The organism is Pseudarthrobacter sp. NIBRBAC000502771, assembly GCF_006517215.1.
Lineage (GTDB): Bacteria > Actinomycetota > Actinomycetes > Actinomycetales > Micrococcaceae > Arthrobacter > Arthrobacter niigatensis.
The window spans coordinates 426,537-440,270 of the sequence record NZ_CP041187.1; the positions used below are offsets into that span (position 1 = coordinate 426,537).

General features: G+C 66.3%; 11 protein-coding genes, 1 tRNA gene, 1 other RNA gene and 1 pseudogene. 8 read left to right on the forward strand and 6 right to left on the reverse strand.

Annotated features, from left to right (window positions below; translation table 11 throughout):
• Positions 1–69: 69 nt before the first annotated feature.
• On the forward strand, positions 70–1,707 hold the full coding sequence (locus tag NIBR502771_RS01895; RefSeq protein WP_141158221.1) for a stealth family protein: 1,638 nt from the start codon (positions 70–72) through the stop codon (positions 1,705–1,707).
• Positions 1,708–1,761: 54 nt separating this feature from the next.
• On the opposite strand, the gene NIBR502771_RS01900 is transcribed toward NIBR502771_RS01895, so the two are convergent.
• The gene (locus NIBR502771_RS01900; RefSeq protein ID WP_141158222.1) at positions 1,762–2,688 is read right to left on the reverse strand and encodes a phosphodiesterase; all 927 of its coding nucleotides are present in this window, start codon (positions 2,686–2,688) and stop codon (positions 1,762–1,764) included.
• Between the two features lie 160 nt (positions 2,689–2,848).
• Positions 2,849–3,361: a glutathione peroxidase gene (locus tag NIBR502771_RS01905; RefSeq protein WP_141158223.1), complete on the reverse strand. Its 513-nt coding sequence runs from the start codon at positions 3,359–3,361 to the stop codon at positions 2,849–2,851.
• 107 nt (positions 3,362–3,468) lie between these two features.
• Here NIBR502771_RS01905 and NIBR502771_RS20900 point away from each other — a divergent pair, with 107 nt between their 5' ends.
• On the forward strand, positions 3,469–4,224 hold the full coding sequence (locus NIBR502771_RS20900) for a hypothetical protein (protein WP_246839928.1): 756 nt from the start codon (positions 3,469–3,471) through the stop codon (positions 4,222–4,224).
• A gap of 122 nt (positions 4,225–4,346) precedes the next feature.
• On the opposite strand, the pseudogene NIBR502771_RS21180 reads toward NIBR502771_RS20900, so the two are convergent.
• Positions 4,347–5,123: pseudogene (locus tag NIBR502771_RS21180) on the reverse strand (M23 family metallopeptidase); the annotation flags it as partial.
• Positions 5,124–5,254: 131 nt separating this feature from the next.
• On the opposite strand from NIBR502771_RS21180, the gene NIBR502771_RS01915 reads away from it, so the two are divergent.
• Positions 5,255–6,190: an oxygenase MpaB family protein gene (locus NIBR502771_RS01915; RefSeq protein ID WP_141158224.1), complete on the forward strand. Its 936-nt coding sequence runs from the start codon at positions 5,255–5,257 to the stop codon at positions 6,188–6,190.
• A gap of 80 nt (positions 6,191–6,270) precedes the next feature.
• On the opposite strand, the gene NIBR502771_RS01920 is transcribed toward NIBR502771_RS01915, so the two are convergent.
• Positions 6,271–6,355, reverse strand: a tRNA-Ser gene (locus NIBR502771_RS01920).
• Positions 6,356–6,742: 387 nt separating this feature from the next.
• Here NIBR502771_RS01920 and ffs point away from each other — a divergent pair.
• The 4 genes from ffs (at position 6,743) to NIBR502771_RS01940 (ending at position 12,518) form a co-directional block, all read left to right on the forward strand.
• An RNA gene (gene ffs / locus NIBR502771_RS01925) (signal recognition particle sRNA small type) lies at positions 6,743–6,839 on the forward strand.
• A 21-nt stretch (positions 6,840–6,860) separates the two neighbouring features.
• Complete coding sequence (locus NIBR502771_RS01930; RefSeq protein ID WP_141158225.1) at positions 6,861–10,268, forward strand: DNA polymerase III subunit gamma and tau; 3,408 nt, start codon at positions 6,861–6,863, stop codon at positions 10,266–10,268.
• A 75-nt stretch (positions 10,269–10,343) separates the two neighbouring features.
• Positions 10,344–10,943: a recombination mediator RecR gene (recR, locus tag NIBR502771_RS01935; protein ID WP_141158226.1), complete on the forward strand. Its 600-nt coding sequence runs from the start codon at positions 10,344–10,346 to the stop codon at positions 10,941–10,943.
• Between the two features lie 216 nt (positions 10,944–11,159).
• Positions 11,160–12,518 (forward strand): aspartate kinase, encoded by a 1,359-nt coding sequence (locus NIBR502771_RS01940; RefSeq protein ID WP_141158227.1) that lies wholly within the window; start codon positions 11,160–11,162, stop codon positions 12,516–12,518.
• Between the two features lie 85 nt (positions 12,519–12,603).
• On the opposite strand, the gene NIBR502771_RS01945 is transcribed toward NIBR502771_RS01940, so the two are convergent.
• Positions 12,604–12,819 carry a hypothetical protein gene (locus NIBR502771_RS01945; protein ID WP_141158228.1) on the reverse strand — a complete coding sequence of 72 codons (216 nt, stop codon included), beginning with the start codon at positions 12,817–12,819 and terminating at the stop codon, positions 12,604–12,606.
• Between the two features lie 119 nt (positions 12,820–12,938).
• Positions 12,939–13,181 carry a hypothetical protein gene (locus NIBR502771_RS01950; RefSeq protein WP_141158229.1) on the reverse strand — a complete coding sequence of 81 codons (243 nt, stop codon included), beginning with the start codon at positions 13,179–13,181 and terminating at the stop codon, positions 12,939–12,941.
• 76 nt (positions 13,182–13,257) lie between these two features.
• Here NIBR502771_RS01950 and NIBR502771_RS01955 point away from each other — a divergent pair, with 76 nt between their 5' ends.
• Entirely contained in the window at positions 13,258–13,722 is a 465-nt protein-coding gene (locus NIBR502771_RS01955) for a MarR family winged helix-turn-helix transcriptional regulator (RefSeq protein ID WP_141158230.1), read from the forward strand.
• Positions 13,723–13,734: the final 12 nt, after the last annotated feature.

A 13,734-nucleotide genomic window follows, 5' to 3' on the forward strand; every position in this document is an offset into this window, starting at 1 on the left:
CCGGGCGGACAAGCGGCTTGCCGGCCGCCAAGTTACCCGGAAACCTTCCGTTACCCGGGCAGGACTATCATGCAGGTAAGAATGCCCACCACCACCAGCACGGAGACCACCATTACAGAAGCACCGGTCCAGGACGAGGTTTACTACGGCGCCCAAGCGTCCGTGGAAGAACAATTTCACGCCGAAATCACATCGGCAGCGGCTGAGCAACGCCTCAAGCACCGACCCGACGTCATCCGGCACAAGGGCCGCTACGCCCTGATCAACGACACCAGGACTCCGTACCAGGCCATGGTGGAAGACCTGCTGTTCCTGCGCAACGTCCTGGCCAACGCCGGCCTTTCGTACCTCCTGGTCCGCGGCAACAACGACAGGCCAGTGGTGGCCCTGGACTGGAAGGACCGGAAGAAGCTCCGGGCCGCCCTGGTGGATGCCTGCCGGGACGAACCCTTCTACTCGATGACCGTGGACGCCAAGAAGAAGACTTCCGTCCTGGTGGCGGACGGAGAGCTCTCGCCCAACCGGCAGGGACGCATCTTCCGCCTCTACCGGCCGCGGGTGGAACCGGTGGGCGGCTTTGAGTTCGGCGCCTCAGCCGGCGTCCAGATCGAGCTGTGGGCCTTTGAGGGCGAGCAGCTGATCCTCCCCATCGAGAACTCGCTGACCCGCCGGACGCTGCTGCGCCAGGATGCGGTCCGCGGCACCGTGGAACGGTACGGCCACACCTGGCCCACCATCGAGAACATGTTCGCCGACCACGCCAGCGACATCAGTTTCGACATCGACATCGTGTTCTCCTGGGTGGACGGCAGCTCACCCGAATACATCGCGGCCCGCCGCGCCCAGCAAAAAGGACATGTCCTGGGCGAAGGCGACGACCACGAGGCCCGGTTCCGGCAGATCAACGAACTCAAGTACGCGCTGCGGTCCGTGTACATGTTTGCACCGTGGATCCGGCGCATCTTCATCGCCACGGACTCCCCCGCGCCTGCCTGGCTGGCGGACCACCCGTCCGTCACGATAGTCCGCAGCGAGGAGTTCTTCTCCGATCCCTCGGTGCTGCCAACGCACAACTCGCAGGCCGTGGAATGCCAGCTGCACAACATCGAAGGGCTGTCCGAGCACTTCCTCTACTCCAACGACGACATGTTCTTCGGCCGGCCGGTGGGCCCGGACATGTTCTTCACCCCCGGAGGCATCACCAAGTTCATCGAGGCTGAAACAAGGATCGGCCTGGGCGAGAACGACGCCGAACGCAGCGGGTTCGAAAACGCCGCCCGGGTAAACCGCAAACTCCTGTGGAACCGGTTCGGACGGATCACCACCCGGCACCTCGAGCACACGGCCGCCCCGCTGCGGCGCAGCGTCGTGGACCAGATGGAGGAGGAATTCCCGGAAGAGTTCCGCAAGACCGCTGCCAGCCGATTCCGGGCAGCGGACAACATCTCCGTGACTAACTCCTTCTACCACTATTACGCCCTGCTTACGGGCCGGGCCGTCACGCAGACGGCGGCCAAGGTGCGTTACGTGGACACCACCATGCGCTCGGGCCTGAAGTACCTGCCCAAGCTGCTGGCCAAACGGAACATGGATTTCTTCTGCCTGAACGACGGCAGCTTTCCTGAGGTCAGCGCGGACGAGCGGGCTGAAGTGGTGACCGACTTCCTGGAACGGTACTTTCCTATCAGGGCGCCCTGGGAAAAGTAGGCCGCACGCATCGCTCCGGCCGGTCCGGTAGCCGGGCCGGCCGGAGCAACCGTGTTAGCGCCGGCTGGGTGCGCCCAGCTTGGTGCTGCCGCGCTTGGTGGTCTCCGGAATCCGGACCCCTGCAGCCTGCAGCCTCCGGGCCGTCTCTTCCGGGGAGACATATTCGCCCACCGTGGGCGCACTGCCCATGGGCACCACGGAGTGCACAATGGTGTGTTCGTACACGTGTACCAGGTTGAACGCCTGGCCGCCGTCCTGGCCACGCGTTCCACCCACAGGGACGTTCAGGTCCTGGGTGTAGCACGAGGCCGAAGCGACCGAGACAGGAACGCCCGCAAAGCTCGCGGTGGTGGAGTAGTGCAGGTGTCCGGCCAGGATGGTGCGGACGTCCGAATTGCGCACCACCGCCGCCAGCGAAGCCTGGTCGCGCAGTTCCACGAGTACCGAAAGGTCCAGCACCGACGGGACCGGGGGGTGGTGCATCGCAAGGATGGTTCCGTCCGGAGCAGGGGTTTCCAGCTGGCGGGCCAGCCACTCCAGCTGCGCCGGGCTCAGTTCGCCGTGGTGGAACCCGGGCACAGTGGTGTCCAGGGTAATGACTCGCAGGCCATTGATGAAGTAACTGTGGTCCACTGGTTCGTCACTGCCGGGCTGGTCCAGCAGCCCCCGGCGGAAGTTGGCGCGGTCGTCATGGTTTCCCATGGCCCAGATGACCTGGGCCCCGAGTTCCTTGCAGGCGGGCTCAACGATGGCCCTCAGCTTTACATAGGCCTCAGCGTCACCCTTGTCGGCGAGGTCACCGGTGAAGATGACAGCCTCAGGCCGGGCCCCGGACGCTTTGACTTCGTCGAACAGCTGGGCAAGCCTGGCTTCGCTGTCGACGATTCCGTAGAGGGGTTCCGGACCTCCCAACAGGTGGGGATCGCTCAGGTGGAGTAGGAAGTGGCGTGGCCGGGGGTGTTCGGCCTCGATGTGCTCCATTGCTACCTCTATGGTTGGTGGGAAGCCGTTCTTCCCTTGTACCCTTCAGTAATATTTATCCAATCAGACATTTGGCAAACATGGGGTAAATCGCCGTGGCTGATGTGGAAAAAGTTAAAAGAACTGCGCTTTTGCCGGCCGCATTCGGCCCGCTGCCCGTTTATCCCAGTGCGTGTTCGATGGCGCCCGTCACCTCTTCCGAGTCTGGTTCGACCGTAGGGGCGAACCGGGCCACCACGTCCCCCTCGCGGTTGACCAGGAACTTCTCAAAATTCCACTTCACCAGCCCCGGCAGCAGCCCGGTCTTGAACTTGGTGAGCTCTGAATAGAGCAGGTGCTGGTTGCGGCCGCGGACCTCGGCTTTGGCCGTCAGGGTGAACGTGACACCGAAATTCCGTTCGCAGAAGTCCGCGATGTCGCTGTCGGTTCCCGGCTCCTGCCCCGCGAACTGGTTGCACGGAACCCCCAGGACCTCGAACCCGCGGTCGCGGAACTTCCCGTACAGCGCTTCCAGCGCGGCGTACTGCCGCGTGAAGCCGCAGTTCGAGGCCACGTTGACCACCAAAACCACCTTCCCTTTGAACTGGCCGAAATGTGTCCTGGTGCCGTCGTTCAGGATCAGCGGGATGGGATAGAGGGGTCGCGGGCTGCGCGACAGCAGGAAATTGCTCATGCAGGGAATTCGTTGCCGGCGGCGGACCGTACGGGTCCGGAGGAGAAAATTTCTAGGGCGGGGGTGCCGTTGCGGATGGCTCGGTCACGGTGGGAGTTGGCGCCGGGGTGGGTTCCGCGGCTGGAACGGTTGGCTCGGGTGAAGGCGTGGTGGTGATGGGGGCCGGGTCAACAGGCGCCGGTGCCGGGGCAGGTTCAACGGGAACTGGCACAGGAACGGGCTCAACAGCGACGGGCGCAGGGGCCGGTTCGAAAGGTGCCGGCCCCACGGAGGCGGGTTCGGGCTGGACGGGCGTAGGCGACGGCGGCGGGCTTACAGGATCAGACGGCGCAGGTTCCGTCGGCGCGGGTTCCGTCGGCGCGGGTTCGGGCTGGACGGGCGTAGGCGACGGCGGCGGGCTTACAGGATCAGACGGCGCAGGTTCCGTCGGCGCGGGTTCCGTCGGCGCGGGTTCGGGCTGGACGGGCGTAGGCGACGGCGGCGGGCTTACAGGATCAGTCGTCGCAGGATCAGACGGCGCAGGATCCGTCGGCGACGTGGGCGACGGTGAAAGGCTTGCCGGGTCAGTCGTCGCAGGATCCGTAGGCGACGGCGGCGGGCTTGCCGGATCGGACGGCGGCGGCGCGGCACTGCCCGCCGGTTCCGCAGTTGGCGGGGCCGTCGTCGTCAATTGCACGTCGGGTGGCGGCAGCACAACGCCCGTCGGTTGGGACGGCGACGGCGACGACCCCGGCCCCGGGACCGGGAGCGGCGGGAAGGGCGAAGCCTGCAGGCCGGCTGCGGGGAGTCCATCACCCGGATCGACCTGGAGGGGAATGGTCCAGCTGATCCGGCCGCCGGACAACCCCGTGCCCGGCGCATAGGAAACCATGTCAGCCGGGAAAGACTGGTTCACCGCCCGGAGCTGGAGGAATGTCCATCTCAGGGGGTTGGTGTAACGGCCGTTCAGGACGGCTTCAAAATGCAGGTGGCAGCCCGTGGACCATCCGGTGGTGCCTACGCGGGCGATGGCCTGCCCCACCCGTACCTGGTCGCCGGTGCGTACGCCGATCGATTCCAGATGGTTGTAGGTAGTGATGAGCCCGTCGCCGTGGTCAATCTCTATCCGGTTGCCCCCTCCCCAGGGGTGCCAGCCGGCTGCCCGCACGACGCCGGAATCAGCTGCGTAAACCGGTGTCCCGCACGGCGCTGCGTAATCCTGTCCCAGATGGAAGTCCCCCGCCGACCCACTGATCGGGCTCACCCGGAAACCGAACGGCGAACTCGGATACAGGCGTTGCAGGGGTGCCATCAGGAATCCGGCCAACGGCCTGCCCGCGCCCGCAGGGCCAACAGTCAGGGCTGCCGCTGTACCCTGGTTGGCGCCGCCGATTGCCGTGCGCGGGAACGCCAACGCGGCCTGGGGGCTGGAAAGGATGGCGGGTGGAAGGGGCGCGGCACCCACCTGGTCTGCCGTGGACGAAGCAGGTGCGCTGTCCGGTTCGTGACCGCTTATGGTTCCGAAAATTCCGTCCATGGCAGCCGCACCGGGGGTGGTCCCTGCTTCGGAAACCGACCGCGCAAACTGCGGCCGCTCCCCGGAGCCGGCGGAAAGATTTACGGCATAAACGGATGCCGCCAGGACACCGGCAGCGGCGACGGCACGGGCCACTGGGGAAAGGCTGCGCTGGTCCGGCTTGCGGTTGCCGGGCACGGAATTCTTGCCCAATTCACTGACTCCAGGACGTGGCCTGCCGCGCGTTGTCTCGACGGTATGTCCCATGGGACCACAGGACCGCGGGGGTGGAAACCCCAAAGCCGGACTATGCGGGTTTTTTGTGGGCCGTTAGGGGGTGGGAGGCCGCGCTTCACCACCGGAGCGGCCGTGCCGCCGGAAATGGGCAACAATGTCTCATGCGCAATGTCCTTCGTACATGGCAGGACGAGATCAAAAAGACGTTCTCCGGCAGGGCCGACGCCCCGCCGGACTGGACGCTGAAGCTGGCCGAAGGGGACGACCCCGGCTACCACCTGCCCGGATCCGCCGTTTGGGCGGTGCACGGCTCCATGACGCCGATCGTGGGTGGCATCCGCACGCTGCTGATGCAGTCGCTGCATCCGGGCGCGCTGGCGGGGGTCCACGAGCACTCCAACTTCCGCGACGATCCCCTGCGCCGGCTGGCCAACACCATCCGCTGGATCTTCACGGTGACCTATGGGTCCACGGCGGCCGCGGAGGAGGCAACCCGGCGTGTCCGCCGCCTGCATGAGCCCGTCCAAGGCAACTACCAGGACAACGACGGCGGTGTACGCCGCTACAGTGCGAACGATCCCGGACTGGCCGGTTGGATCCATCTGGCCTTTACCGATGGCTTCCTCGCAGCCCACAAGATCTGGGGCAAGCCCATCCCGGGCGGCACGGACGCGTACGTCCGGCAGTGGGCCCAGGCCGGGACGCTGATGGGAGTGGAAGACCCGCCGCTGACGGAAGCACAGCTGCACGGCCAGCTGGAACGGTGGAACGCCGGGGGCGAACTGCGCGCGGACGCCAGGGTCAAGGAAACTGTGGAGTTCATCCGCAATGCGCCGCTGCATCCCCTGCTGAAGCCCGGCTACCGGATCCTGTTTGCTGGTGCCGTGTACAGCCTGGAACCCCGGTACCGGGACATGCTGGGACTTTCGGTTCCACGGCTGGGCCCGTTTCCACTGCCGGTCCGGCTGGCAACCAAAGCCGTGCTCGTCGTCGTCCATTTTGCTTTGGGCGGCCCGCTGAGGCGGAGGGGTCCCAGCGAAACGGCAGCGAGGAAGCGTCTGAGGCGGCTGGGGGAACCGTTGGCAGACGTGGCCTGATCCCCCATTTTCGGGGGCCTGCACGCTCCGCATAAAGCAAGAACCCGGCCCCGGGTTATCGGGACCGGGTTCTTGACCGGCGGAGAATGGGGGATTTGAACCCCCGAGGGCGTTAACCCAACACGCGTTCCAGGCGTGCGCCATAGGCCGCTAGGCGAATTCTCCAACTGCTTCTGAATCAAAAGCAGGTACTAGATTACCTGAAGTTTTCCGCATCGCCCAATTGGCTCCTCCGGCGCGGGTTTTGGGCCGCCGCCCGCCTCCCCGCTTACCGGGTGCCGGGTTGCCTTTTCGTCTGGAAATGGGCGCCCCCAATGCGCCCATTCCCTGTGCACCGTTGAGCTGCCGGGTCCGTTCCGTTACGCCAGGCCACGCAGCTCACAACCTTGAGATTGCCCCAATCGGTGTACATACACATGATCGCGGGTGGGGCAGAGATGCGCAATGGAGATTCATGCCCGTTTCGTTCCGGCCCCGCACCGGCCGTGCGGGGGTCGGAAGGCAGTGGCGGGCCCCGATTCGAGTCGTGCTCCATGTTCGGGTAAAGTATCTGACGGCCCCTCATGTGGCGTCATCCTGTTGAACTCCCCCAGGACCGGAAGGTAGCAAGGGTAGACGGGCTCTGGCGGGTGCATGGGGGGTCTTTACTATTCCCCCACAGGGCGGCATGATGTCAGCCCGGATTGGTAGGGTTTTCTTCGTGACAGTTACTACCGCCCTGTACCGCAGATACCGTCCCGACTCGTTCGCTGACGTTATCGGGCAGGAGCACGTCACCGAGCCCCTGATGACGGCTTTGCGCAAGAACCGCGTCAACCACGCCTACCTTTTCTCCGGCCCCAGGGGCTGCGGCAAAACCACCTCCGCCCGGATCCTGGCGCGCTGCCTCAACTGCGCCCAGGGCCCCACTGACACCCCCTGCGGAACCTGCCCCAGCTGTGTGGAACTGGCCCGTGGCGGCCCGGGTTCCCTCGACGTCATCGAGATCGACGCCGCAAGCCATGGCGGCGTGGACGACGCCCGTGACCTCCGTGAGCGGGCCACCTACGCCCCGGTGCGGGACCGCTACAAGATTTTCATCATCGACGAAGCCCACATGGTCACCTCGGCCGGGTTCAACGCCCTGCTGAAGATCGTGGAAGAGCCGCCGGAACACATCAAGTTCATCTTCGCCACCACTGAGCCGGACAAGGTCATCGGAACCATCCGTTCCCGGACCCACCATTACCCGTTCCGGCTGGTACCGCCCGAGCCACTGATGGCCTACCTTGAGCTCCTGTGTCGCCAGGAAAACGTTCCCGTGGCCCCTGGGGTCCTGTCACTGGTGATCCGCGCGGGAGGCGGTTCCGTCCGTGATTCCCTCTCAGTCCTGGACCAGCTCATGGCAGGTGCCGGACCCAACGGGCTGGATTACGAGCTCGCAGTGGCGCTGCTCGGCTACACGCACGCCTCGCTCCTGGACGACGTCGTGGAGGCCGTGGCCGCTTCCGACGCCGCCACCGTGTTCCGCGCCGTGGACCGGGTCATCCAGACTGGCCACGATCCACGAAGGTTCGTTGAGGACCTGCTGGAGCGCTTCCGCGACCTGATCATCGTCCAGGCCATGCCCGAAAGCGCCCACGCCATCCTGCGCGGGATGCCGGCGGACCAGATCGCCCGCCTGCAGAACCAGTCCCACAACCTTGGCGCCGCCGAACTTTCCCGGGCTGCCGATGTCACCAACACGGCCCTGACTGAAATGACGGGGGCCACCTCACCCCGGCTGCACCTGGAGTTGCTGTGCGCCCGGATCCTGCTCCCCAGCTCCGAGCAGAACGAACGGGGCATGGCCGCACGGATCGACCGCGTGGAGAGGCGGCTGAACTACGCAGGGACCGACGTCAGTGTCCCCGCAACGGCAACGCCCTCCCAGCCCGCGGGAGCAGCACCGGCGCCCCAAACAGCGGCTCCGGCCGCCGCCCGCGTGGACACCCCCTCGGACTCCCATCGAGCACAGGAGCCGGCCGCCCAAGACTCTCCAGCGCAGGACCCTCCAGCGCAGGCCGGGGACGGTTCGCCTGCCGCAGCCCAGCATGCCCAGGGCAGGCACGAACGCCCTGTTCCGGCAGCTCCGTCCCTGCCCACTTCCGGGCACGGGCAGGATACTCCAGCCGTTGACGGCGCCCGCAGCCCGCTTACGCCACCGCGGGTCAGCACCAGCGACTGGCCCGTCGAGGAACCTGTCCGCGGCCGGGCGCCCCAGAACGCCGCCGCTCCAGGGGCCCCCACTGCTGCGCAGCTACCCCCCGCTGCGGCGCCGGCCAACGCAGCGCCGCAACCCGATGCTGCACCGCAGTCACCTGCCCGCCAGGTCCCGGCGGCGAACCAGCAGGCACCCGGCGCGTCCGTCCCGTCTGCTCCCCCGGCCATGGGAGACGTGGAGGTCCTTCGCCGGGCGTGGCCGGACGTCCTGCAGGCACTGTCCAAAATCAAGCGCAGCACCTGGGCCCTTGTTGAGCCCAATGCGCAGGTCCAGGCGTTCGACGGCAGTGTCCTGACGCTGTCCTTCACCACATCGGGGCTTGCCGGCGCCTTCGGCAGGGCAGACCACTCGGACAACCTGCGGCAGGCCATCCTCAAGACTGTCGGTATCGACTGCCAGATCCAGGCGGTTGCCGGTGGCGCCAACCAGGCGAGCTCTGAGCCAAACCCAAAAGTACCCGCCAGTCCGGTGGTTCCGGCCACCTCAGCTGACGTTGCCTGGGGGCTGGCTCCTGCGCCTGCCGGGGCCCCTGCGGGGGCAGCACCCACTGCGCATGCTCCTGCAACCGCGGCCGTCCCCGGCACGCCGCTTGGCGGGAATGCGGAGAACCCGGACGGCGCCGGAGGCTCCAACGCCGGGACCACCGCCCCTGCTGCCCGCTCGGGCAGTTCCGCCGTTGCCGCCAGCCCGGCCGCGGCATCCGCCGTCGTTCCCCCTGCGGCTGCCCCGGCCGGGGGCCGTCCCACGGAAGTCGCCACCGCCTCCGCCACCCGGGGGCCAGTGTCCGGCCGCGCGTCCGTCAACGGCGGGAACGCTGCTGCCCAGCCATCCGCCACGGACGCCGCCCCGCCCACCTACCCATCGGCAGGTGGTGACTACTCCTATTCCGATGACGACTGGGGCCCGCCCCGGGATGAGGATGCTCCCCCGCTGGATGAGGAACCTCCCATGGACTGGGAGCCCTCGGCACGTCCGGACGGCCGGACGGCATCACCCTCCCCTGCCACTGGTGTCCCGCAGACGGCAGCCGGCGCCCGCCCGGGCGCTGCCGCGCGTACCCAAGGCACTCCCTCCGGCGCCCCGGGCTCGAGTACCGCGTCCCAATCTGATGCCCCGCGGGCGGACGCCGCCCACGATCCCTGGACCAGGGCGGTGGAGCAGGCGCCCGGCGTATGGGTGGTTGGCGACAAGAGCAACGTTGGTGCCGCACCTGCATCAGGCCCGGCAAATGACAACATCGGGGCATCGGCCGATGTCCCGCATTACGAACCCGCAACCGCCCAGGTGCCGCCCTCCATACCCGTGGCCCCTGCCGTAACGGTGCCATCCTGGGCTCTGGGTTCCGGCTCCGGCTCCGGCTCCGGCTCCGGCTCCGGCCATGCTGACCCGGTTTCGGGAACCTACCAGTCGCCGTCCCCCGACCGCGCTCCGGTACCCGAATTCGCCATGGCGGCTGCAGCCCCGTCCCCTGTTACGCAGGCCGCAACTGCCCGCGCCGCCGTTGCCCCGGCTTCGGTGGCACCGGCCGCGGCGCCCGCCCCTCCCCGGCCAGCGGCTGCCGCGCCGGTTCCTACCCCTGCGGCCGGACCAACCCAAACCCGGCAAAGCCTCTACCAGCGGCTGTCCAACAGCCCTGAAGCCGAGGCTGGACGCGCGAAGGCGCCGGCCAGGGCCGCTGCCGCCCCGAGCGCGTACGTCCAGGACATCCCGAGCGCCGACGATGAAACCATCGAGGAATCGGGCGTATTCGGCCGGGCCGCCGTCGAACGCATTTTGGGCGGAAAACTGATCGAGGAGCGGTCCCTGGACGGAAGCCCTGTGACGCCACGCTATTGACGGCTGAGGAGTGCCGGCCGCGCATGGCCAACTGACTGATCCATCCGCTATCCACACGAAGCTAAAGAGGAAAAAGTGTACGAAGGTGCCGTCCAGGAGCTGATCGATGAGCTCGGACGCCTTCCGGGCGTGGGGCCCAAGTCCGCGCAGCGGCTGGCTTTCCACATCCTTGAAGCCGATCCCCAGGACATGAAGCGGCTGGTTGAGGCGATCACCACCGTCAAGGAACGGGTGAAGTTCTGCACCGTCTGCGGCAACGTCACGGAACAGGAGTTGTGCAACATCTGCCGCGATCCACGCCGCGACCCCGCGGTCATCTGCGTCGTGGAGGAGTCAAAGGATGTCCTGGCCGTGGAGCGCACCCGTTCGTTCCGCGGCCGGTACCACGTGCTGGGCGGGGCCATCAATCCCATCGCCGGCGTAGGGCCGGAGCAATTGCGGATCCGTGAACTGCTCACCCGGCTGAACGACGGCGAAATCCAGGAAGTCATCATCGCCACCGACCCCAACCTGGAGGGTGAGGCAACGGCCACCTACCTGGCCCGCATGCTCAAGACGATCGGTATCGCAGTCACCCGCCTGGCGTCCGGCCTTCCCGTTGGTGGTGATTTGGAGTACGCCGACGAGGTCACCCTTGGCCGCGCCTTCGAGGGCCGCCGGAACGCCCTGGGCTAAGGCACGCGGCGGCCACCCGCCGTCGGACCTCCACCTTGGCCGGACCTGCCGCCCCTGCCGGCGAAGGCTGCGGCCCCGGTGGTCCGTGGCCGGAATGTGGTCACAATTCAACGTCCCTCCGGGCGCGGCGATAAACTGTCCCAAAGGATTGCCGCGCCGTCAAGCGTCAGGCTGCCTGGCCTCCAGAACTCCAATTGATCCGATGAAGGTATGCGCATGAGTACGCCCACCACCGAAGTGCACCACGCAACACAGCCGCTGGCAGCCCCCGCCTCCGGCGCGGTGACCAAACAACTCATTGTGCAGAAGTTCGGTGGCTCCTCCGTTGCTGATGCTGACGGCGTCAAGCGCGTCGCGAAGCGGGTGGTGGATGCACAGGCTGCCGGCAACGAGGTGGTGGTGGTTGTCTCTGCGATGGGTGACACCACGGACGAACTCCTGGACCTCGCCGCACAGGTGACCGATTCCGCCCCCGCCCGCGAAATGGACATGCTCCTTTCTGCCGGTGAGCGGATTTCCATGGCGCTCCTGGCCATGGCCATCAATAAGCTCGGCGCGTCCGCCCAGTCCTTCACCGGGTCGCAGGCAGGCATGATTACCGACGGCATCCACGGCAAGGCCCGGATCATCGACGTCGACCCCCACCGCATCCGCACCGCCCTGGACAAAGGCCACATCGCCATCGTGGCAGGTTTCCAGGGCATGTCCCGGACCACCAACGAGATCACGACGCTAGGCCGCGGTGGTTCGGACACCACGGCCGTGGCGCTGGCGGCAGCCCTCGAAGCGGACGTCTGCGAGATCTATACAGATGTGGACGGTATTTTTACCGCCGATCCGCGCGTTGTCCCGTCAGCCCAGAAGATCGACACGATCTCCAGCGAAGAGATGCTGGAACTCGCGGCGTCTGGCGCCAAGATCCTCCACCTGCGCTGCGTGGAATACGCCCGCCGGTTCGGCGTCCCGCTCCACGTCCGTTCCTCATTCAGCCAGCATGAAGGCACCTGGGTCATCCCCAGCGCCGACGACAAGATCACCACTCAAGAGGGAGTTGCCTTGGAGCAGCCAATCATCTCCGGCGTTGCGCATGACCGTTCCGAAGCGAAGGTCACCGTGGTCGGCGTCCCCGACATCCCCGGCAAAGCCGCCGCGATCTTCCAGGTGATCGCCGACGCCCACTCGAACATCGACATGATCGTCCAGAACGTGTCCACGCACGGCACGGGCAAGACCGACATTTCCTTCACGCTGCCCATCGTGGAAGGCGCCGAAGCCCTGGCCGCCCTGAAGGCTGCGCAGGACCAGATTGGGTTCGAGGCCATCGAATACAACGAGAAGATCGGCAAGCTGTCGCTGATCGGCGCCGGCATGCGGTCCCACCCCGGCGTCTCCGCCACGTTCTTCAAGGCCTTGTCAGACGCGGGCATCAACATCAACATGATCTCCACCTCGGAGATCCGTATCTCAGTGGTGACGCACGCCGATCTGCTGGACGAAGCAGTTCGCGTAATCCACAAGGCGTTCGGGCTCGACACCGAAAGCGAAGCGACGGTCTACGGCGGCACCGGCCGGTAGGCGCCAACGAAAAGCCGGGCCGCTCCTCCCCTTGAAGGGAGAAGGGCGGCCCGGCTTTTCCGTGCTTGGAAGCATCCGGGAAGGATCAGGTTTCGCGTTCCAGATCTTCGCGGCGCACCGCGTAATGGTGGCCGGTTGAATCGGTCTCCACCACGAAGTGAGAAAGGTCCTCTTCGGAAGCCTGTTCGAATTCGTCGTGTTTGTGCACCACGGGCGCATCGGCGTCCAGTCGGGTGGCGGGACCAAAGACAAAGCGGAGCCGCTCGGTCAGGCCCATGAAACTGGTGAGGACATGTGCCACTGTTTTCCACCCCCTTCCCGGATATCGGGCGAAAGTGCCGCCTGGCTCCGTCAGGAGCCAGTGCCCTAATTTTATGCCCGGGACAGCAAAAAGGCTCCGGCCCAAGGGTGGCGGAATTGCTACCGGAGGGAGCGGTCCTCGGGGTTCTTCGGCACCACGTAGGTGCTGCCGTCCGGCCTGGTGACGGTCTCCCACTGCTGGGTTTCCGCCTGGCGCTGGGCCAGCAGGCGGCGGTTCTCTTCAGTCATGTCATGTGCCAGGGCGCTTCGGTTGGCAGGCCCGAAAACGGCCCGCAGCTTACCGGTGGCGCGCATGAAGCGCTGGGAGGCGTTGCCCTTGTCCGCGGACCTGTCCTTGCCCATGAAGAGGTTCCTTCCACTCAATACCGGCTAAAACAAATGTACACTAATGATTAGTGCACTAACAATCGGAGGCCCAATGACTGCAACGGACTCACAAGCAACAGACCCGGCACACGACGAAGACCTGCTGCTTGAACATCAGCTCTGCTTTGCGCTGACGGTGGCCGCCCGCAGCGTGGTGGGCGCCTATAAACCCGTACTCGAGAAGCTCAACCTCACGCATCCGCAGTACCTGGTGATGCTCTGCCTTTGGGAGGACAGCCCGCGCACCCTCCGGAACATCAGTACAGCCCTGGCCCAGGAGCCGGCCACCATCTCTCCGCTCCTGCGCCGGCTCGAAGCGGCGGAACTGATCACTCGGCGCCGTGTGGACGGCAACGAGCGCGCCCTGGCCGTGGAGCTGACTCCCAAAGGCACTGCCCTGCGGGAACGGGCGCTCCAGGTACCGGGAACCATGATGGAACGGCTGGGGTTGACCCGTGACCAGGTCACCGAACTGCATGCCTCCATGATGGGGCTGATCGCCGCCACCTCCCAGTGACTGCCCGGAGGG

Coding starts and splice junctions, on each gene's coding strand:
- NIBR502771_RS01930 (WP_141158225.1), top strand. CDS start 6,861: ATGTCAGCCCGGATTGGTAGGGTTTTCTTCGTGACAGTTACTACCGCC.
- NIBR502771_RS01950 (WP_141158229.1), bottom strand. CDS start 13,181: ATGGGCAAGGACAGGTCCGCGGACAAGGGCAACGCCTCCCAGCGCTTC.
- NIBR502771_RS01955 (WP_141158230.1), top strand. CDS start 13,258: ATGACTGCAACGGACTCACAAGCAACAGACCCGGCACACGACGAAGAC.
- NIBR502771_RS01900 (WP_141158222.1), bottom strand. CDS start 2,688: ATGGAGCACATCGAGGCCGAACACCCCCGGCCACGCCACTTCCTACTC.
- NIBR502771_RS01915 (WP_141158224.1), top strand. CDS start 5,255: ATGCGCAATGTCCTTCGTACATGGCAGGACGAGATCAAAAAGACGTTC.
- NIBR502771_RS01905 (WP_141158223.1), bottom strand. CDS start 3,361: ATGAGCAATTTCCTGCTGTCGCGCAGCCCGCGACCCCTCTATCCCATC.
- NIBR502771_RS01895 (WP_141158221.1), top strand. CDS start 70: ATGCAGGTAAGAATGCCCACCACCACCAGCACGGAGACCACCATTACA.
- NIBR502771_RS01940 (WP_141158227.1), top strand. CDS start 11,160: ATGAGTACGCCCACCACCGAAGTGCACCACGCAACACAGCCGCTGGCA.